16 protein-coding genes and 1 pseudogene are annotated in these 19,436 nt (G+C 51.0%); 8 read left to right on the top strand and 9 right to left on the bottom strand.

Annotated features, from left to right (window positions below):
* Positions 1-378: 378 nt before the first annotated feature.
* A pseudogene (locus tag HU824_RS14355) lies at positions 379-879 on the bottom strand (HU family DNA-binding protein).
* A gap of 383 nt (positions 880-1,262) precedes the next feature.
* Here HU824_RS14355 and HU824_RS14350 point away from each other — a divergent pair.
* From HU824_RS14350 to HU824_RS14320, 7 genes are read left to right on the top strand one after another with little or no spacing between them, the layout of a single operon-like run.
* Positions 1,263-1,742 carry a hypothetical protein gene (locus HU824_RS14350; RefSeq protein WP_136010665.1) on the top strand — a complete coding sequence of 160 codons (480 nt, stop codon included), beginning with the start codon at positions 1,263-1,265 and terminating at the stop codon, positions 1,740-1,742.
* A complete protein-coding gene (gene bioA, locus HU824_RS14345) occupies positions 1,739-3,970 on the top strand; it encodes an adenosylmethionine--8-amino-7-oxononanoate transaminase (RefSeq protein ID WP_176469185.1) in 2,232 nt (743 codons plus the stop codon). Before HU824_RS14350 ends, bioA begins: the two co-directional genes overlap by 4 nt.
* A gap of 30 nt (positions 3,971-4,000) precedes the next feature.
* Positions 4,001-5,152 carry an 8-amino-7-oxononanoate synthase gene (locus tag HU824_RS14340; protein WP_136010667.1) on the top strand — a complete coding sequence of 384 codons (1,152 nt, stop codon included), beginning with the start codon at positions 4,001-4,003 and terminating at the stop codon, positions 5,150-5,152.
* A 28-nt stretch (positions 5,153-5,180) separates the two neighbouring features.
* A complete protein-coding gene (locus tag HU824_RS14335) occupies positions 5,181-5,969 on the top strand; it encodes a pimeloyl-ACP methyl esterase BioG family protein (RefSeq protein ID WP_136010668.1) in 789 nt (262 codons plus the stop codon).
* Positions 5,970-5,983: 14 nt separating this feature from the next.
* Positions 5,984-6,802, top strand: a complete 819-nt coding sequence (gene bioC, locus HU824_RS14330; protein ID WP_176469189.1) for a malonyl-ACP O-methyltransferase BioC — start codon at positions 5,984-5,986, stop codon at positions 6,800-6,802.
* Positions 6,802-7,449, top strand: a complete 648-nt coding sequence (gene bioD, locus HU824_RS14325; protein ID WP_136010669.1) for a dethiobiotin synthase — start codon at positions 6,802-6,804, stop codon at positions 7,447-7,449. The genes bioC and bioD overlap by 1 nt, the downstream gene beginning before the upstream one ends.
* A 29-nt stretch (positions 7,450-7,478) precedes the next feature.
* The gene (locus HU824_RS14320; protein WP_136010670.1) at positions 7,479-8,651 is read left to right on the top strand and encodes a glycosyltransferase; all 1,173 of its coding nucleotides are present in this window, start codon (positions 7,479-7,481) and stop codon (positions 8,649-8,651) included.
* A 5-nt stretch (positions 8,652-8,656) separates the two neighbouring features.
* Here HU824_RS14320 and HU824_RS14315 read toward each other — a convergent pair whose 3' ends face one another.
* Both HU824_RS14315 and HU824_RS14310 read right to left on the bottom strand, forming a co-directional pair.
* Positions 8,657-9,901 (bottom strand): ABC transporter permease, encoded by a 1,245-nt coding sequence (locus HU824_RS14315; RefSeq protein WP_176469184.1) that lies wholly within the window; start codon positions 9,899-9,901, stop codon positions 8,657-8,659.
* 108 nt (positions 9,902-10,009) lie between these two features.
* Positions 10,010-11,209, bottom strand: coding sequence for a pyridoxal phosphate-dependent aminotransferase (locus HU824_RS14310; RefSeq protein WP_136010672.1), 1,200 nt, complete (start codon positions 11,207-11,209; stop codon positions 10,010-10,012).
* 257 nt (positions 11,210-11,466) lie between these two features.
* Between HU824_RS14310 and HU824_RS14305 the strand changes: the two genes are divergently transcribed.
* Positions 11,467-12,702 (top strand): fucose isomerase, encoded by a 1,236-nt coding sequence (locus HU824_RS14305; protein WP_176469183.1) that lies wholly within the window; start codon positions 11,467-11,469, stop codon positions 12,700-12,702.
* Positions 12,703-12,786: 84 nt separating this feature from the next.
* Here HU824_RS14305 and HU824_RS14300 read toward each other — a convergent pair whose 3' ends face one another.
* The 6 genes from HU824_RS14300 to HU824_RS14275 all read right to left on the bottom strand — a co-directional run bounded on the left by HU824_RS14300 (position 12,787) and on the right by HU824_RS14275 (position 19,393).
* The gene (locus tag HU824_RS14300; RefSeq protein ID WP_176469182.1) at positions 12,787-14,034 is read right to left on the bottom strand and encodes an ABC transporter permease; all 1,248 of its coding nucleotides are present in this window, start codon (positions 14,032-14,034) and stop codon (positions 12,787-12,789) included.
* 38 nt (positions 14,035-14,072) lie between these two features.
* On the bottom strand, positions 14,073-15,305 hold the full coding sequence (locus HU824_RS14295; protein ID WP_176469181.1) for an ABC transporter permease: 1,233 nt from the start codon (positions 15,303-15,305) through the stop codon (positions 14,073-14,075).
* 25 nt (positions 15,306-15,330) lie between these two features.
* A complete protein-coding gene (locus tag HU824_RS14290; protein ID WP_136010676.1) occupies positions 15,331-15,978 on the bottom strand; it encodes a GIN domain-containing protein in 648 nt (215 codons plus the stop codon).
* A gap of 147 nt (positions 15,979-16,125) precedes the next feature.
* On the bottom strand, positions 16,126-17,388 hold the full coding sequence (locus HU824_RS14285) for an FtsX-like permease family protein (protein ID WP_176469180.1): 1,263 nt from the start codon (positions 17,386-17,388) through the stop codon (positions 16,126-16,128).
* Positions 17,389-17,401: 13 nt separating this feature from the next.
* The gene (locus HU824_RS14280) at positions 17,402-18,676 is read right to left on the bottom strand and encodes an ABC transporter permease (protein ID WP_176469179.1); all 1,275 of its coding nucleotides are present in this window, start codon (positions 18,674-18,676) and stop codon (positions 17,402-17,404) included.
* Positions 18,677-18,727: 51 nt separating this feature from the next.
* Positions 18,728-19,393: an ABC transporter ATP-binding protein gene (locus HU824_RS14275; protein WP_117601249.1), complete on the bottom strand. Its 666-nt coding sequence runs from the start codon at positions 19,391-19,393 to the stop codon at positions 18,728-18,730.
* Positions 19,394-19,436 lie beyond the last annotated feature (43 nt).

Below are 19,436 nucleotides of genomic sequence, written 5' to 3'. Positions count from 1 at the left end.
GGGATTCAGACCCATTCAAAAGAGATGGATTGTGGAAAGAACATTCTCATGGATGGATTACAATAGAAGGCTCTGCCGAAACTATGAACTAACATTCGACTCGGCAGAGGAAATGGTCAAATTAGCCGCTATAAGATTATTATTGAGGAAAATTTAAACAGGCTCTGAGAGGAAATTTAAATTAAGGATTAAGGGTTAAGGATTAAGCCTATTCAAATTATATTCAAAAAGATTTCTTTATTCAGCTTCTTTTGAGCTTCCTTCTGGTCTATCTTCCTGTTTCTATTTGCCACACAGCTTGCTATGATCCTCATAGAAACAGAGAAAAATCTCCTCAAAAAAGAACTCTCAAAATGATGCAGAATAAAATTTCATTTTTTATCCCAGCGGATTCTCGCCCTGATCACCGTCATTGCTGGACCGACGCCTTGATTGCCTTCGCCAGAACTACCCTCCTCGGGCTTGTCGAGCACATAGTCCACATAGCCGGGCTGCGGGTCACGGCGGTGCTGCCGTTCACCAACTTCAGCTCCGTGTCGAGGATAAAGCGTATATTCACCTTCGCGATAATGCGCACCGTACACTTCTCCGAGGTCTCCATGCCGGGACAGCGGAACGTCATGTGAAAAGTACCCAGCTGGTTCAGCTTCACCTTGTCACCGTTGGCAAGGTTGCCTTGAATCTCCTCTACCAGGGCTTCGATGACGTGCTTTACGTCGCCCTTTCGTCATGACACAGTTCTTCTGGATGGAGGCGGCAAGAACATCGACGTCTATGGTGCCGCAAGTCTTGGGTTTCTGACGGAGATAGTACAACATGGGCGAGACCGGGGTCGCTCACAATTTTATGCCGTTGGAAGCGTTCTACAATTACATTCATAAATTTGAAAAGTTATAGTTGTTTGCCAATATATAGTTCACAAAAACGCATCATCCGTCCACACCAAATGCATCATACATTAAAGGCAAACGGATGATATATTGAAGGTAAATATATGATGACTATTGCAGATAAACTTCTTAATGACTATTAAGTGTTGTTATAAAACATGATATTATTTACTGCATATTTGGAGACTATCAAAAAACACGTACCTTTGTAGTGTGTTTTTCATAGTATTAGATTTAAGGTTAACGAAAGATTGGCTGTCTGGGATAGATAGCCTTTTCTTTTTTCATACATTACCGTTACCGTTATGAAATTATTTTTTCTACATTTGCACCCGCTAAAAGGAAACAAAACCGCATCAGGCTGAAAAAAACATGAGGAATACATCACCCACCGCACCTACCATCCGCTTCCGCCGCTGGAGCAGAAAAGCCTACGCTGCATTTGCCAGCATAGGACGGTGTGTCACCATCGGTTGCCTGCGCAAAAGCGTGGCAGACAGCTCTCTGTCCAAACAGAAAACTGCGGGAACCGACGGACATGCCGGATGCGGGGAAGAGAGTACCTGGAAAGGGAAAACGGAAGGAAGAGAAACCGACACCGGCATTCCGCTGGGTAGCAGCAGCGCCCTAACAAGTATCCTCACGGAGCTGGGAACAAACCGGCACATTCTTTTTGAAACACAAGTCATCCGCCCCTGCGGGAATACAGGCGGACAAGACACATATAGCCTGAAACAAAAGAGAATAAGAGGTACGAATTACCGGAAGCCATGCAGCAGAATGACGAGCTGCACCGCCCCGGCAATCCGTACCTCTGTCTTTATCCACGAACTTAACCCAAGAAAGATATGACCCTACAGAAGTTGAAGGAACAAGTGCTGCGCGGCAGCCACATCAGCAAGGAAGAAGCCGAATGGCTGGCTGTGCAACCCGACAAGGAAGCACTATACGAAGCTGCCCACGAGATAACCCAGGGCCTGGCCTCGGAGGAGTTTGATATGTGCTCCATCATTAATGCCAAGTCCGGACGATGCCCGGAAAATTGCAAGTGGTGTGCACAGTCGTCGCACTACAAAACCCAGGCAGACGTGTACGACCTGGTGGACAAAGAAGAATGCCTGCGGCATGCCCGGCATAATGAAGCCCAGGGCGTGGCACGTTTTTCGCTGGTGACCAGTGGACGGAAGCCCTCCCCCAGAAACATGGAGAAACTGTGCGAAGCCGCCCGGCACATGCGCCGGCACTCGTCCATCCAGTTGTGCGCATCACTGGGACTGCTCAACGAAGACGAAATGCGGGCACTGCACGACGCAGGCATCACCCGCTATCACTGCAACCTGGAGACAGCCCCCTCCTACTTTCCCCAACTGTGCAGCACGCACACGCAGGAAGAGAAGTTGCGCACCCTGCAAGCCGCCCGCAACGTAGGCATGGACATCTGCAGCGGCGGCATCATCGGCATGGGCGAGAGCATGGAGCAACGTATCGAATTCGCCTTCACACTGCGCGAGCTGGAAGTACAGTCCATCCCCATCAACCTCCTGAGCCCCATCCCCGGTACACCGCTGGAACAGCAGGCACCACTCAGCGAGGAGGAAATACTGACCACCATCGCCCTCTTCCGCTTCATCAACCCGACAGCTTTCCTCCGCTTTGCCGGAGGACGCTCGCAACTAAGCAAGGAGGCTGTGAAGCAGGCGCTGCACATCGGCATCAACTCCGCCATCGTGGGCGACCTGCTGACAACGCTCGGTTCGAAAGTGTCGGAAGACAAGATGCTGATAGAAGATGCCGGATACCGGTTCTGCGGTTCGCAGTTCGACAGAGAGCACCTCTGGCACCCCTATACTTCTACAACCAACCCGCTGCCGGTGTACAAGGTGAAGCGTGCCGAAGGCGCCACCATCACCCTGGAAAGCGGAGAAACCCTCGTAGAGGGAATGTCGTCGTGGTGGTGCGCCGTCCACGGATACAACCACCCCATACTGAACCGGGCGGCAGAGGAACAGCTGGGCAAGATGTCGCATGTGATGTTCGGAGGGCTGACACACGACCCTGCCATTGAACTGGGCCAGTTGCTGCTACCGCTTGTCCCGCCGTCCATGCAGAAGATATTCTATGCCGACTCGGGCTCGGTGGCAGTAGAGGTGGCCTTGAAAATGGCCGTGCAGTACTGGTATGGCAAGGGAAAGGCGAAGAAGAACAATTTTGTGACTATCCGTTCGGGCTATCACGGGGATACATGGAATGCCATGTCTGTCTGCGACCCGGTGACGGGCATGCATTCGCTGTTCGGGGCATCATTGCCGATGCGCTATTTCGTGCCGCAGCCGCGCTCGCGCTTCCACGGCGAATGGGATGAACGGGATACGGTGGAACTGCGGAAACTGGTAGAGGAGCATCACGAGGAACTGGCAGCGCTTATCCTCGAACCTGTGGTGCAGGGCGCTGGCGGCATGTGGTTCTACCACCCCCAGTACCTGCGCGAAGCGGCACAGATATGCAAGGAACATGGCCTGCTGCTGATATTCGATGAAATAGCCACGGGCTTCGGACGGACGGGAAAGCTCTTTGCCTGGGAGCACGCGGGTGTGGAACCGGACATCATGTGCATAGGAAAGGCCATAACGGGCGGATACATGACGCTGTCTGCCGTACTGACAACGAACGAAGTGGCGGATACCATCTCCAACCATACGCCGGAGGTGTTTATGCACGGCCCCACCTTTATGGGGAATCCACTGGCATGCGCCGTGGCATGCGCTTCGGTGAAGCTGCTGACCTCGCCCGAATACGACTGGCAAGGAAAGGTGAACCGCATCAGCCGGCAACTGCTGGAAGAGCTCGAGCCGGCACGCCGACTGCCGCAGGTGACGGATGTACGTGTGCTGGGAGCCATCGGGGTGATTGAAACCCAAGAGCCCGTAGACATGGCGTGGATGCAGAAACGCTTCGTTGAAGAGGGAATCTGGGTACGCCCGTTCGGAAGATTGGTATACCTGATGCCTCCGTTCATTATAGAGCCGCAACAGCTGACAAAGCTGACGGGAGGATTGATGAAAATTATAAGAATGTGCTAACATTGGCATATGGACACATTAAAAAGAATTATGAATACAACCGAATATATGCAGCAAGAACTGCAAACACTAAAAGAACACAGCAACCTGCGCCTACTGCCGCAACTGACGCACGAGGGGCGCACAGTGGTAGCCGATGGCCGACGCATGCTGAACCTTTCGTCCAACGACTACCTGGGCCTGGCCGCCGACCATCGGCTGAGGGAAGAATTCCTGCAAAATCTGACGCCGGACAACTTCCTGCCGACCTCCTCCTCCTCCCGCCTGCTGACGGGAAACTTCGGGATTTACGAAGAACTGGAGACGGAACTCGCCACACTTTTCGGCACGGAGACAGCGCTGGTGCTCAATAGCGGCTATCATGCCAATATGGGGATTCTGCCCGCCGTGAGCGATGCACAAACCCTGATATTGGCAGACAAGCTGGTGCATGCCAGCATCATCGACGGCATCCGCCTATCCACCGCACGCTGCATCCGATTCCGCCACAACGACCTGGCGCAACTGGAACGCCTGCTGGAACAGCATCATACGACATACCGGCAACTGATTATCGTCACAGAAAGCATCTTCAGCATGGACGGTGACCAAGCCGACCTCACGGCATTGGTGCATCTGAAAAAAAAATATCCCAACGTACTGCTCTATGTGGACGAAGCCCATGCCTTCGGCGTAAAAGGAGCACGAGGCCTGGGCTGCGCCGAAGAAACCGGATGCATCCGGGATATAGATTTCCTCGTGGGCACCTTCGGCAAGGCAGCGGCATCTGCCGGCGCATACATCGCCTGCTGTCATACGATACGCGAGTACCTCGTCAACCGGATGCGAACCCTCATCTTCACCACGGCACTGCCTCCGACAAGCATTGCCTGGACACTGTTTATCGTACGGAAACTTGCCGGAATGCAAGACCGCCGCGAGCATCTGGCAAGAATCGGCCGGACGCTACGCGAAGCATTACAAGCCAAGGGGTACGGATGCCCCAGCGCAAGCCATATCGTCCCCTTGATTATCGGCCCCAGCACCGACACCGTGTTGTGCGCAGAGCTGCTGCAGAGGCATGGATTCTATGCACTGCCGGTACGCCCGCCCACGGTGCCCGAAGGAACATCACGCATCCGCTTCTCGCTGACGGCAGACATTACAGAGCAGGAGATAGAAGAAATGATTAAATATATATAGTGTAAGATAACTCATCACATATATTATTATGAGACAAGTTTACATCATAAAAAAAAACAACCCCAAGCTGCTACTGTTCTTCGCAGGATGGGCCGCCGACGAAACACCCTTTAAACAATATTGCCCCCAAGGCATGGACTACATGATTTGCTATGACTACCGCACGCTCGATTTCGATACTTCCATCCTAGAGCAATACCGGCAAGTGAACGTAGTGACATGGTCTATGGGCGTATGGGCTGCTCCTATCGCACTGGCTTCCGTGCCCAAGGAGAAACTGATGCTTATAGCTTTTAATGGTACCATTACCCCTATCGGTGACACAGATGGAATTCCCGAAAAGACCTTCCGAGACACCTTGAGCGGACTGACTCCCGCCTCGCTCCAGAAGTTCATGCGCCGCATGTGCAAAGACAGCAATGCCTACAAAGCCTTCCTTGCCATCACTCCCCGCCGAGACTTCAACGAAATTAAGGAAGAGCTGGAACTCATTGAGAAAAAATACACCCGAATGAGAGGGATAACCATCGATGAAAACGGCAATTATATCTACCCCAATAATGACGAGACGGATGCCTATGCAAACGATAAATGCCAATACATCAATTATGACTACGCTTTCATAGGCGCCAACGACCGCATATTCCCTTTAGAAAATATGAAAACAAATTTCGATGACATGTTCAATGATGACAAACTAATTGTTGTAGACTGCGCCCACTATGACGAACCAATGTTCCGCTTCTTGCTGCAAGACATGTGGTCGATGCCCATTGACGACTTTCTAAGCCATCTGAGAGAACTGGATAGACAATAAAAGAATTGAAAAAAATGACAGACATCCCTACCCGCTCCATAGACAAAGAACTTGTAGCAAAACGCTTCTCCTACTCGCGAAGCACCTATGACCGCGAAGCCAGCGTGCAACGGCAAGTAGCCGAAAAAATGATGCGCCTGCTGACTGACGCCCTGCTTTCCGCAGGCATACCCCGTCCGCAACTTCCTACACACTTCCGCCACATCGTAGAGCTTGGCTGCGGAACGGGCAGCTACTCGCGCATCCTGCTGAACACCTTGCAACCGGAAACGCTGTTGCTGAACGACCTCTGCCGGGATATGGAGGAATGCGTCGGGGAGCTATGCACTACGCGCACTACGCGCGTCAGCTTCTTGCCCGGTGATGCCGAAGCTCTCGACTTCCCCGCAGAAACCGACCTGATAACCTCGTGCTCCACCCTGCAATGGTTCAATGACCCTGGCGCTTTCCTCACCCGCTGCCACCAAGTACTGATGGCAGACGGACTGCTTGCCTTCAGCACCTTCGGCACCACAAACATGCACGAAATACGCCAACTGACGGGGCACGGGCTGGAGTATCTCTCCATTGAGGAGCTGCAAGCCCTGCTCTCTCCCGGCTTCGATGTTCTCCATGCCGAGGAAGAGGTAGTGACCCTGTCCTTCCCCACCCCTCAGGCAGTGCTGAAGCATCTGAAGCAAACCGGAGTGACGGGAACGGAAAAAAGGATGTGGACGCGCAGCCGCCTGCAATCCTTCTGCGAAGCATACACCACCCGGTTCAGTGATGCCGCAGGCAACGTAAGCCTAACCTATCACCCTATTTATATCGTCGCACGAAAAAAAACAGAATAATGGAAACAAAAAACATCTACTTCATCAGCGGCATTGATACAGATGCCGGAAAAAGCTATTGCACCGCCTGGTACGCCCGTGAGCTTATGCAACGCGGCCTGCGTGTCGTCACCCAGAAGTTCATCCAGACCGGCAACACCGGTCATTCCGAGGACATCGACCTGCACCGTCGCCTCACCGGAACCGGCTATCTGCCGGAAGACAAAGAGGGGCTGACCATGCCCGAGATATTCTCCTATCCCTGCTCCCCCCACCTCGCCGCTCGCATAGACAAGCGCCCGATAGACTTCGGAAAAATAGAGCGTGCCACCAGGGAACTTTCCCACCGCTATGATACCGTGCTCGTGGAAGGCGCCGGAGGTCTGATGGTTCCCCTCACCGAAGATTTCCTGACGATAGACTACATTGCAGAGAAGCAGTACCCGCTTATCTTCGTCACCTCCGGAAAGCTGGGCAGCATCAACCACACCCTGCTGAACTTCGAAGCCATCAAGAACCGGAGCATCGCGCTCGATACGGTACTCTACAACCTCTACCCCACTGTGGAGGACAAGACTATCCAGGAAGACACGATGAAATACATCAAGCAGTATTTGTCCAAGCACTTTCCCGGAACAAAGTTTGAGGTAGTGCCGGAAATTGTGTAAATTTGCAGCACATAAACGTCCTACTGCACATGGAAGCATTTACATCAGATTCTACTGAAATTATCGTACTCGCTGCGGCGGGTGGCCTGTTCCTTATTCAAATTATCTACTACCTCTGTCTCTACAACCGTATCCATGCACGCAGCCGTGCCGTGAAACAGGGAGACACGCATTTCACCCAGGAACTGCCACCCATATCCGTCATCATCTGCGTCTGCGAGGAATCTGAAAATCTGCGCCGCAACCTGAGCGCCGTGCTGGAGCAGGACTACCCCAAATTTGAAGTCATCGTCATCAACGACGACGACACCGACAAGAGCGAGGATTACCTGACCATCCTCGAAGAGAAATATCCCCATCTCTACCACAGCTTCGTGCCCGAGTCCTCCCGCTACATCAGCCGCAAGAAACTGGCCGTGATGCTTGGAATCAAGGCCAGCAAATATGACTGGATGGTGTTTACCAACGCTGACTGCATGCCCCAAAGCAACCAATGGCTGCGACTGATGGCACGCAACTTCACGCCACGCACCCAGGTGGTGCTGGGCTACAGCGGCTACGAGCGCGGCAAAGGCTGGCTGCACAAACGGGCTGCATTCGACAACCTGTTCACTTCCATGCGCTATCTGGGATTTGCCCTGGCAGGCAGCCCCTACATGGGCATCGGGCGTAACCTGGCCTACCGGAAGGAACTCTTCTACCAGCAGAAAGGATTCTCCGCACACCTCAACCTGCAACGCGGAGACGACGATTTGTTCATCAACCACGTGGCCACCCCGGAAAACACACGGGTGGAAACGGATGCCAAAGCCATTGTGCGCATGCCGCCGCTTCTGCGTGCCAAGGATTGGAAAGAAGAGAAAATAGGCTATGCCTCCACAGCACGGCTGTATCATGGAATGCAACGCCGGCTGGCCGGTTTTGAAACCCTGAGCCGCCTGGCATTCCACGCAACTTGGACAGCCGCCATGATTATCGGCATTCTGCATTTCCACTGGCTGGCAGCAGGCGTGGCTTTTCTTTTGTTCCTGCTCCGTTTCACCATGCAGGCCGTCATTGTCAACAAGACTGCCTGCGACCTGGAAGAACAGCGCAGTTATTACTTCACCCTACCGGTTTTCGACCTATTGCAGCCAATACAGTCTTTGCGTTGGAAGTGGTACTGCCTGTTCCGCAAGAAAAGCGGTTTTCTGAGAAAGTGACTCTCTTATTCGTAACGGATGGAAGTTGCCGGATGGATGCGTGTAATCAGGAATGAAGGACCCAGCAGCATCAGTAGCGAAGCCAGCAATGCACCAGCATTCAGCAGCAGAAACAGCCAGATATTGAAAGATACCGGAACAGTAGCCATGTAATAGGTTTCAGGGTCGAGTTTGAACAAGCCAGACCAGCGCTGCACGAAATAGAATGCAAGGCCGATCATGTTCCCCCAGAACATACCTTTCCCGATGAGAAAGACCGAAAACCAAAGGAAGACTTTACGGATGGTAAAGTTATTGGCTCCCAAAGACTTCAACACGCCTATCATGGAGGTACGCTCTATGATGATAATCAGCAGGCCTGACACCATGGTGAACCCCGCCACCCCAATCATCAGAATGAGAATGACCCAGATATTGACATCCAAAATGCCCAGCCAGACAAAGATTTGGGGATTGAGCTGCTCTACATTGCGGACGCAATACTCGGCACCATAGCGGTCGGGATTCCCGTCCGCATCGGCAGCTATCTCATAGGTGGTTTCTTCCAGCTTGTCATAATCGCGTATTTCCAGCTCCACACCGCTCACCTGGCCGGGCTCCCAGTTATTCAGCCTATTCACCAGACAGAGGTCGGTAATCAGGAACAGGTTGTCGTATTCGGAGAAGTTGGTTTGATAGATACCTACAATCTTCAGGCGGCGGGCACGCACATCGTCTTGGATGAAGTAGGTGTCTATCTTGTCACCGAGCTTCAGTTGTAGCTTGCCGGCAAGAGACTTTGAGATGACTACACGGTTGGACGAAACAGAATCGCTGAATTGCGGAAACTCCCCCTCCAGCAGATGGCGGTGGAAGAAGGTGCTGTCATATTCCTGCCCCACACCCTTCAGCACCATTCCCTGAAAGGCATCGGCGGTCTTTATTATCCCCAGCTTGGTGGAGTAGCGTTGCACATGCTCCACTTCGGGATAGTCGGAAAGCGCAGCCATCATGCTGTCGCCCACCACCACCGGACGCGTCTCATAAGAGCGAGCAGCATCCAAGTTCCCAATCTGGATATGGGCACTGAACCCCACAATCTTATCCCTTACCTCGCTCTTGAAGCCGACAATGACGGACACGGCAATAATCATCACCGCCAGTCCGAGGGCAATGCCCACCATGGCGATAAGAACAGCCGGACGGGAAACCTGCTTGCCCGGCTCCGAGTTGCGATAAATGCGCAACGCTATAAAGCGAGATAAGTTCATGGGCCATTATTTTGTAGGCGCGGATTACACGGAAGATTTGAAACAGACCTCTTTATCTTAAGTTTTCCGTGTAATCCGCGTAATCCGCGCCTAATGAATTATTTCATTTTATTCGGTTCGTCCCGGATAGGCTTCCAATGCTTTTTGCAGGACAAACAAGGCGCGGTTCAAGTCGTCTTTTTTCAGTACGTATGCGATACGCACTTCGTTGCGACCGGACCCCGGCGTAGTATAGAAACCGGAAGCGGGAGCCATGAATACCGTCTGCCCCTCGTACTCGAACTCCGACAGACACCAGGCACAGAACTTGTCGGAATCATCCACCGGAAGCTTTGCCACCGTATAGAACGCTCCCATCGGGATGGGCGAATATACGCCCGGTATGCGGTTCAATCCGTCAATCAGGCATTTACGGCGTTCTACATATTCATCGTATGTGTCGCGCAGGTAATCCTCATCGGCATCCAGCGATGCTTCTGCGGCAATCTGGCCAATCAACGGAGGACTGAGGCGCGCCTGGCAGAACTTCATGACGGCATCCCTGATTTCCTTGTTCTTCGTAATCAGGGCACCGATGCGGATGCCGCACTCCGAATAGCGCTTGGACACGGAGTCAATCAGCACTACGTTGTTCTCAATGCCCTCCAGATGGCAGGCAGAGATATAGGGAGAACCCGTATAAATAAATTCACGGTACACCTCGTCCGAGAAAAGGAACAAATCGTACTTCTTCACAAGGTCGCGAATCTGGTTCATTTCACGGCGTGTATAGAGGTAACCCGTAGGATTGTTGGGATTGCAAATCAAAATGGCACGCGTGCGCTCGTTAATCAGCTCTTCGAACTTCTCGACCTTGGGCAACGAGAAACCCTCTTCGATGGTCGTGGCAATGGTGCGTATCTTGGCTCCGGCAGAGATGGCAAACGCCATATAGTTGGCATAGGCCGGCTCGGGAACAATAATTTCATCACCCGGATTGAGACAAGCCAGGAAAGAAAACAGCACCGCCTCCGAACCGCCGGAAGTGATGATGATGTCGTCTGCAGTCAGATTGATATTGTACTTCGCATAGTAGCCCACCAACTTCTCGCGGTAACTGCGGTATCCCGCACTGGGGCTGTACTCCAGAACTTTCCGGTCGACGTTCCGTATCGCGTCAATCGCGACTTGCGGTGTAGGCAGGTCGGGCTGTCCGATGTTCAGGTGGAATACATGTACGCCTCTTTGTTTGGCAGCATCTGCCAGAGGGGCAAGCTTTCTGATAGGAGATGCGGGCATCTCCATTCCGCGAATGGATATTGTTGGCATGAGGTCTATTTACTATTTTACGATTTACTATTCAATATAGAGTATCTATAGGTGACATTGCTATCACTTTATCTTAAAGTTGCAAATGTAGCGAATTATTTGAAACCAAAAGGAAGGCAGGACAATAAAAACTTTAAAAAACTTATCTATCGTGAAAACTCTATGATATGTAAACAGAAACTTGTACCTTTGAAAAAGCAAACGAACCAAGCAGGCTCAATTAATAAACAGTAAATTGTAAAATTGTAAATAACATCATGGTCATCAACCTTATAACTTTTGCTTCCATACTGCATAAACAAGCATCAATCCGTAACTCCCACGAAGTGATATTGACTGAGTTGGAGAAGTACTTTACCGTCAACTTCATTGATTACAAAGACATAGACAAGTTATCACCCGATGACTTCAGCATCATATTCATCGCGACCGGAGGCGTGGAAAGACTGGTAATCCAGCATTTCGAGTCCCTTCCCCGCCCCACCATCCTCCTGGCAGACGGCATGCAGAACTCACTGGCCGCCGCCCTCGAAATATCTTCCTGGCTGCGCGGCCGAGGAATGAAAAGCGAGATTCTTCACGGAGAACTGCCCGAGACCATCAAGCGTATCTTTGTTCTGCACAGCAATTTCATGGCACAACGCCGCCTTTTCGGCATGCGCATCGGCGTAATGGGCACTCCGTCCAATTGGCTCGTTGCCAGCAATGTGGATTATCTGCTTGCCAAGCGCCGCTGGGGTATCGAGTACACAGACGTCTCATTGGACCGCATTTACGAATACTACGGACAGATAACGGACGAGGAGGTGGGCGAAGCATGCGCCAGCCTGGCAGAAAAAGCGCTTGCCTGCCGCGAGGCAAGCCCCGAAGACATGATAAAGGCCGTGCGGCTGTATCGGGCCATCAAAAGGATTGTAGAGGAAGAGCGACTGAGCGCCATTACCCTCAGCTGCTTCCGCCTGATAGACCAAACGGGAACCACCGGCTGCCTTGCCCTTGCCTTGCTGAACGACGACGGAATCATTGCCGGATGTGAAGGTGATTTGCAATCCGTCTTCACCATGCTGGCCGTAAAAGTGCTGACGGGAAAGAACTCTTTCATGGCCAACCCTTCCATGATAAATGCCCGTACCAATGAAATCATCTTGGCACACTGCACCATCGGCATCGCACAAACGGAGCAATTCATCATACGCAACCATTTTGAAACGGAGAGCGGCATCGGTATTCAGGGAATTCTGCCAACGGGAGACGTAACCATCGTGAAATGCGGAAACGAGAGTCTGGACGAATATTACTTAAGCACCGGCGCGCTTGTTGAGAATACAAACTACATCAATATGTGCCGCACCCAAGTGCGGATAAAGATGAACTCTCCTGCCGATTATTTCCTCAAGACACCGCTGGGCAACCACCACATCATGCTGCATGGCAATTACGAGGATATATTGGAGGAGTTCCTGCAAGCCAATGCCTGCAAACGGATTGAATGATTATTCGTTCGCATCCGGTATCACCACCTCGCCTGAAACGGGGAAATACGTTCCCTAGAATGAGCACAGATTACTCAAAAAAACTCATTCATCATGTAATGCTTCAGCGGGCTGCACCTCCATGGCCCGTGAAGCCGGATACCAGATTCCTGCAATCACCATCAATGCCATCAATATCCAGACAATAGAAACGCATATGACAAATCTCCCCCAAGTGGCATCCGTGGCTTCCGTAAAAGTGACATCTGCCATAACCATGTTAATACATATTGTCAAAGCGGGGATAGAGGCAAGCGCCAACAGCAGCAACCCTTCACCCAGCAATTGCCAGCGTATTCTTCCGCGGCTGCTGCCCATGGCCATGCGCAAAGCAATCTCGCTGCGGCGATGGCGGGTACGGAACCAGAAAGTTCCCATCAGCCCGATGAATACATTGAAAACGAAGAATATCACAATAAGCCTTGCACTACGGATATAGGGGGTGATTCCTTCGGCAGCATCCCGTTCTATCTTCTGGTCCTTATAGCTCTGTATGTCGAAAAGATAGAATGGAGCAACCTGCAGCTGCGACGTCATATCCTGATAGAAACGGGCTGCAAAATTATCCGTATCCGCCTCCGGACGTATCCGTAGGGAGATGAACGGAAGGTACTGGGCCTCATAGAACCAACCGGGAAAAGGAGTCAGAACAAAAGGTCCGTAACGGGCATAATCATCCGTCTTCTGCAAAGCACAGACTGCAGAGACACAGTAACGAAGACCTCCGTTGTAATAATCCAGGAACTCGCGACCCACCGCCTCGGCACTTGTCTGAAAAAGACTGTCTGCCAAATCACGGGTCACCACGGCAGGCAGAGGACTGGCAGTGGAATTCCAATCCGAGACATTCCCCTGCAACAACGGAATACGCATGACGTCGAAATATTCGGGAGACACATAGCGCACTGTAGTCTCAACAACATGCACGCTGTCCGTCGTATACCCCTGGTAAACACGCCCGCGGGTATAAGTATCGGTACCCAGCCACGTGGCAGCACTCTCCACTGCAGGATATTGCCTGATACGCCGGAGCACCTCCTCCATCGGTTTGAACCAGAAGGTCTGCAGGCTGTCTTCCGACGTGCACGACACTATCTGTGTGGGATTGCAGGAAATCCTTATCTTATAGACATGCTCCAAATCATACCCCTTAGGCTGCCGTTCTGCATGGGCAAAGCCATAGAGCACATCCACACAATACCACATCAATGTAAATACAATCAACAGCTCGGCAAACAGCCAACCGTTACTGCGGCGCTGGTTCCATATCTGGTGCAAAATAGAATGTATCATACTCGTTACTGTTTTTAAATTAGAATTTGTTTATCCGCTCATTCACCGCCAAGAACCTCGGCTATGGGACGGCGAGTGGCATGCCAGGCCGGAATAAACACAGAAAGCAGGTTGAACAACAGACATACCACCAATACAGCCACGAAAACCGCAGGTCGGAGGAAGAGCCAGATGCTTACATCAAAATTCGCTCCGGGAGCGCCATCGCCAAGCATCCAGTCCTTGCCCAGCCATAGGAATATGCACGAAAAGAGAAAACCGAGCAATGCGCCGGCAAATGCCAAGGCCAGGTTCTCGCGGAGCAACTGCACCATCAAGGTAGAACGGCTGGCACCGTATGCTTTCCTTACCGCAAGCTCAGCCATGCGACGGGACATTTGCGAAGATATAAGTCCGCTGACATTGATGGCGGGCACAATAAGCAATATCAACCCCAGAATTATGCAGGTTACGGCAGGACTCATCGTGTCATTGCGGAAGAACTGCCGTTCCGTATAAGTGCTGAGATCGGGAAGTTCCAGTTTATATTCGGTCAGTGTCTCGTTGAAGCGGGCAAGCGACTGTTCTATCTGCCGCTTGAGCTCCTCTCTGCCGACACCGGGCCTGACAAGAGCCACAGCCTCGAAACCTCCCCGCAGCCCTTCACTGCCCAGACCGGAATCCCGGGTGGAATAAGGCATCCACAACTCTCCATAGGCAAATGTGAACAGTGAACTCACATCCACGGTAACCCCGACAATGCGCTTAGGGCGAAAGTTAACAAAATAATTCTTGCCAATGGCTGCTTCGGCAGACCCGAAAGCTTCGCGGGCAAGCTGTTCGCCTATAACCACGACATCCCGGCAAGCATCGAACTCTTCGGTACTGAAAAGACGGCCCGCCACAAGAGGGATATCGTAGACACGCCAATAGTTCAAATCCACCTGACGAACCGTGCGGTGCATTCCCTGCGCGGGTGAATCCCCACAATATCTAAGATAGGTAGGTCCCAGATAGGTGACAAGTTCCGCACCCAGAAGTTCTGCAAAAATAGCGTTGACAGCCCGATAAGACATACCCGTATTAGAATTGCTGTGGTCGGACTTACGGTAAGAGTATCCATAAGAGGAATATACCATACTACTGCGGTGCGACTCGGGAGCCAAGTCAGCCGTCTGGATGTCATACACCATGTAAATGACCATGACAAAGGTGATGCTCACTGCCGTACCAATGACGGAAACAGCACTGAAAAAGGGATTCTGGTGGACAAGAGCTAAAATTTGTTTCATAACTTTCTATTCATCATGTAATGCTTCAGCGGGCTGCACCTTCATCGCCTTTCGGGCGGGAACGGCCTATTTTCAAATTATCAGTATTTACCCCGCCTATGCCTCCTTTAGAAATGTCAGCATGCCCGGCAGTTCCGCTCAGAGTAATTTCGCCGACTCCTCCCACCTTGGCAGAGAGATAATCGCAAACTACATGGATGTCGGCACTACCCACACCCCGCAAAGCCACCCGTAGGTCGCGGCAAGTCAAATCCTTCACATGCACATCACCCACGCCTTTCACTTCAAACTCCAGCTTATCCAGCTTCAAGGGTTCCTCACAGTTGAATTCACCCACACCGACAAATTCCACCATCTTTAAATCCGGAGCCGAGAGACGGATGGTGACACCGTCATCTTGGTTGCGCATCTTCTTATCCTTGAAACCGATGGTGAGATGACCATCCTTCACTGTGCTCTCCGTATTCTTCACGTACTTCTCCCGTCCTTCAATCTGTAGGGAGTAGCTGTCGCTCTGTGTGAAGTAAACCGTACCCACAGAAGTTATCCTGATGGATGAGAAAGCCTCCACCTTACGCACTTCACTCACTTTATTATCTTGTCCCCATGCACAAATTACGCCTGCAAATGCCAATGCCAATGCGATGATAACACCTATAATATTTGTCTTCATATTCATGCCTATTTATTACAATGATGACTTACTCAAAAAAAAACAGACAATGTGTTTAGTACGAACGGATGATGTATTTGCCCCAAACAAGTGATGTGTTCGATACAAACAGATGATACGTTCTTTTTTATCGTTGATATTATTTTCTTATTCTTCATGCAGTGCCTCTGCCGGCTCTATCTTCATGGCTTGCCGTGCCGGATACCAAATGCCCATCATCACCATCAGCGCTATCAGCAGCCAAGCCCCCAGCGAGCCTATCAGGAAGCGCATCATGCTCCACTCCACGGGCCAAGTGGCAATCAATGCAGTACGTCCAATGGTGAATTCGCCGACACCTACGTTGTAACATACCAGCATGGCAGGCAGAGTAACCAGCGCCAACAGCAGTAACCCCTCTCCCATAAGAAGGGCAAAGACCTGCTGCTTGGTACTACCCATCGCCAACCGCAAAGCTATTTCGGAGCGACGGCGGCGCGTGCGGACCCAGAAAGTACCTATCAGTCCCAAGAAGACATTTCCCAAGAGGAACAGCACCACTATTGTCTGACTGTTCACTTTGTCCGTATCTCCATACATCACTTCAAACTGTGCCTGCATTTGCGTGTAAGGTTCCGCACTGGCAACAAATATATTGTCCGTATCCAGCCTCGGCGCTATCTCGCGGAGAAATTGTTCTCGGTAGTCCGGCCCGTCGGCAGCAGGCTTTACACGGAACACAATCTGCGCCTGCTGATTTCCGAATCTCTCACGCATAAGCTGCTCGCCCAGGCGCATAAAAATCCAATGAGCGTCATTGCCATAGCGGTAATCGCGGAAGCTGCCGACAATGCCACCTTGAGTAACCGTATTCACCGTATCTCCACGCCATGTCAGCGGTGTGTTGAGTGAGAATTCCGGCAACCGTTTCTTGAAGGCATCGGCAATAGCCTGGCTCAACATCACATTATTGATACCGACAGGCAAAGCGGCAAAAGTCCGCCCTTGCTGCTCCTGCATATGAAAAACCCGTGTATATCCACCAGTAGCATAAATTATACGCCCGTTCTGCCCGATGGTATCTTGTACAGCCAGCGAGTTATAACTATTCGCGCCACTCATAGGCAAGCTCCAATAGCTCAACGAGGCGGCCTCTACAGTCGGTTCTTGCTCCAGCCTTTTCAGGATATTCAGATACTTGTCGGCATTGAGCAATGTCGTATCACGGCTCTCGCCTCCCTGCACCGTAGTAAGACGATAAACATGGTCGATATCATATCCCAACGGACGATAGAAAGTATATTTCATACATCCCAGAGAATCGCAAAGAAACCACATCACGATGAATACCAGAAAGAGTTCGGCCAACACCCACCCACTATTGCTCAGGCGTGCCCATATCATGCGTAAGTTGTGTAAAATGAATTTCATAATACTTCTTGTTTTATTTATCGTTTAGTGAATCTACAATTGTCCGTCTTGCCGCCATCCATGCAGGCAGTCCGGCACTAAGCATATTGATGACCATGCAGAAAGCAAAAGCCAGCAGAAATACCCAAGGACTGAACAATGCTTCCATGCTCAGGCTAAAGTCACCGGCCGTACCGACATTCTGGTCATTGGTAAAAAGCCAGGTACGCATTCCCCATACAGCCACATAGCTGAACAACAATCCTCCCACACCGCCAAGCAGTGTCAGCACCATATTCTCATTCAGAATTTGGCGTATCAGTACACCGCGCGTTCCACCGAAGGCCTTACGCACTCCAAGCTCCGAGATGCGCCGCTGCATCCGGCTGTTACTCAGTCCGCACAAATTGAGCGACGGCACCAACAGAATGATGAACAATGCAATGGCATATTGCAGGTATAGCATCGTCACATCCGGTCCCACGTTAGACCATACATGGTTCACATGAGCCACGATGCCGTCCGGTTGCTCCATGATGTCTAGCTGCATATCTCCCAATCCTGCATTGACAGCCTCTATCCGTTTGGCAATACCTTGACGAATGGTCTGGAAATCATCGGATGTACGTGCCAGTACAGCAATATGAGTATCACCGCCATAACTCCATACCGAAGTCACTTCCAACTTATCCGCCGGATACATGCTCCATATTTGTGCGTAAGCATCCTTTGCCGTGACAGAAACATCCTTTACCACTCCTATCACACGCACCGGTTCGCGGTTCAACAATAACTGCTGCCCCACCGCATCCGTCGTGCCAAACAGCTTACGTGCCACAGAAGCACAAACCACAACTGCCTTTGTACCTCCTGCACGGTCTTCTTCGCCGAAACCATGTCCTGCCAAAAACTGCAGGCTGAATACCTTCCAGAAACCCTGGTCGGTCTGCATAGCATCCACTTTTACCCGGTTGCTACCATCTGTAAGAGACACCAAAGCGGCACTGGCCGGAGCAAAAGCAGTACAAGCTTCCACTTCGGACAGCGGCTGTATACATTCTTTCATAAATGCCGGTGAAGGAGTATTATAGTTTTGTATCCTCTTCTCTGTCTTGCTGCTTATATGCATGGCAGAAAAATAAAGGCACCGGCTACGGTTCACTTCCGGTTCCAAATCGGCATACTTCGTTTGCCAGATAATCACAATAGCCATAATCATGGTAATGGCAAACGCCGTACCCAGTATGGAAATTATACTCAGCAGCGGATTCTGCTTCAAGATAGTAAAAGCTTGTCTTACGGTTTGCATTTCATTTAATTGATAGTTGATAATTAATAGTTGACAGTTGCTAAGCAGTAATTATTCCACCTGACGTCCGTCGAAGAAACGGATGGTACGTGAAGTCTGTTTGGCCTGCTCTTCATTGTGGGTCACCATCACAATGGTACGTCCGTCTTCCTTGTTCAGCTGATGCAACAGCTCCATGACTTCGGCCCCCATCTTGGAGTCCAGGTTACCGGTAGGCTCATCGGCGAGGATTATCTCCGGGTTGCCGATAATGGCGCGGGCAATGGCTACACGCTGGCACTGACCGCCGGAAAGCTGTGTAGGCATGTGGCGCATGCGGTGGCTCAAACCTACCTTCTTCAATACCTCTTCTGCCAAACGGCGGCGTTCTTTGGCAGACACCTTTCTATACAGCAAAGGCAGCTCTACATTATCCAATACATTCAGCGAGTTAATCAAATGGAAAGACTGAAACACAAAACCCAGCTTCTGGTTACGGAAAGCAGCCAGCTCCTTGTCCTTCATGCCGTCCACTTTCGTACCGGCTATTTCGATGGTACCGCTGGTGGGTGCATCCAATAAACCCATAATGTTCAGCAACGTAGATTTTCCGCAACCGGAAGGTCCCATGATACTGAGAAATTCTCCCTTGTTCACTTCGAGGTTTACATTTTCCAATGCCACGGTTTCAATCTCGTTTGTACGATAAATCTTGTTGATGCCAGTTAACTTAATCATAATGGTAAGTATTTAATTGTTATTATTCTGTTCTATTTCTATC

This window comes from Bacteroides sp. L10-4 (assembly GCF_013373675.1).
Lineage (GTDB): Bacteria > Bacteroidota > Bacteroidia > Bacteroidales > Bacteroidaceae > Bacteroides > Bacteroides muris.
The sequence above is the reverse complement of the archived record's forward strand: the minus strand, read 5'-3'. Positions and strand labels throughout refer to the sequence as shown.

What these genes read in the sequence shown, in the direction of transcription:
- HU824_RS14350 (WP_136010665.1), top strand. Translation starts at nt 1,263, where the DNA reads ATGAGGAATACATCACCCACCGCACCTACCATCCGCTTCCGCCGCTGG.
- bioA (WP_176469185.1), top strand. Translation starts at nt 1,739, where the DNA reads ATGACCCTACAGAAGTTGAAGGAACAAGTGCTGCGCGGCAGCCACATC.
- HU824_RS14340 (WP_136010667.1), top strand. Translation starts at nt 4,001, where the DNA reads ATGAATACAACCGAATATATGCAGCAAGAACTGCAAACACTAAAAGAA.
- HU824_RS14335 (WP_136010668.1), top strand. Translation starts at nt 5,181, where the DNA reads ATGAGACAAGTTTACATCATAAAAAAAAACAACCCCAAGCTGCTACTG.
- bioC (WP_176469189.1), top strand. Translation starts at nt 5,984, where the DNA reads ATGACAGACATCCCTACCCGCTCCATAGACAAAGAACTTGTAGCAAAA.
- bioD (WP_136010669.1), top strand. Translation starts at nt 6,802, where the DNA reads ATGGAAACAAAAAACATCTACTTCATCAGCGGCATTGATACAGATGCC.
- HU824_RS14320 (WP_136010670.1), top strand. Translation starts at nt 7,479, where the DNA reads ATGGAAGCATTTACATCAGATTCTACTGAAATTATCGTACTCGCTGCG.
- HU824_RS14315 (WP_176469184.1), bottom strand. Translation starts at nt 9,901, where the DNA reads ATGAACTTATCTCGCTTTATAGCGTTGCGCATTTATCGCAACTCGGAG.
- HU824_RS14310 (WP_136010672.1), bottom strand. Translation starts at nt 11,209, where the DNA reads ATGCCAACAATATCCATTCGCGGAATGGAGATGCCCGCATCTCCTATC.
- HU824_RS14305 (WP_176469183.1), top strand. Translation starts at nt 11,467, where the DNA reads ATGGTCATCAACCTTATAACTTTTGCTTCCATACTGCATAAACAAGCA.
- HU824_RS14300 (WP_176469182.1), bottom strand. Translation starts at nt 14,034, where the DNA reads ATGATACATTCTATTTTGCACCAGATATGGAACCAGCGCCGCAGTAAC.
- HU824_RS14295 (WP_176469181.1), bottom strand. Translation starts at nt 15,305, where the DNA reads ATGAAACAAATTTTAGCTCTTGTCCACCAGAATCCCTTTTTCAGTGCT.
- HU824_RS14290 (WP_136010676.1), bottom strand. Translation starts at nt 15,978, where the DNA reads ATGAAGACAAATATTATAGGTGTTATCATCGCATTGGCATTGGCATTT.
- HU824_RS14285 (WP_176469180.1), bottom strand. Translation starts at nt 17,388, where the DNA reads ATGAAATTCATTTTACACAACTTACGCATGATATGGGCACGCCTGAGC.
- HU824_RS14280 (WP_176469179.1), bottom strand. Translation starts at nt 18,676, where the DNA reads ATGCAAACCGTAAGACAAGCTTTTACTATCTTGAAGCAGAATCCGCTG.
- HU824_RS14275 (WP_117601249.1), bottom strand. Translation starts at nt 19,393, where the DNA reads ATGATTAAGTTAACTGGCATCAACAAGATTTATCGTACAAACGAGATT.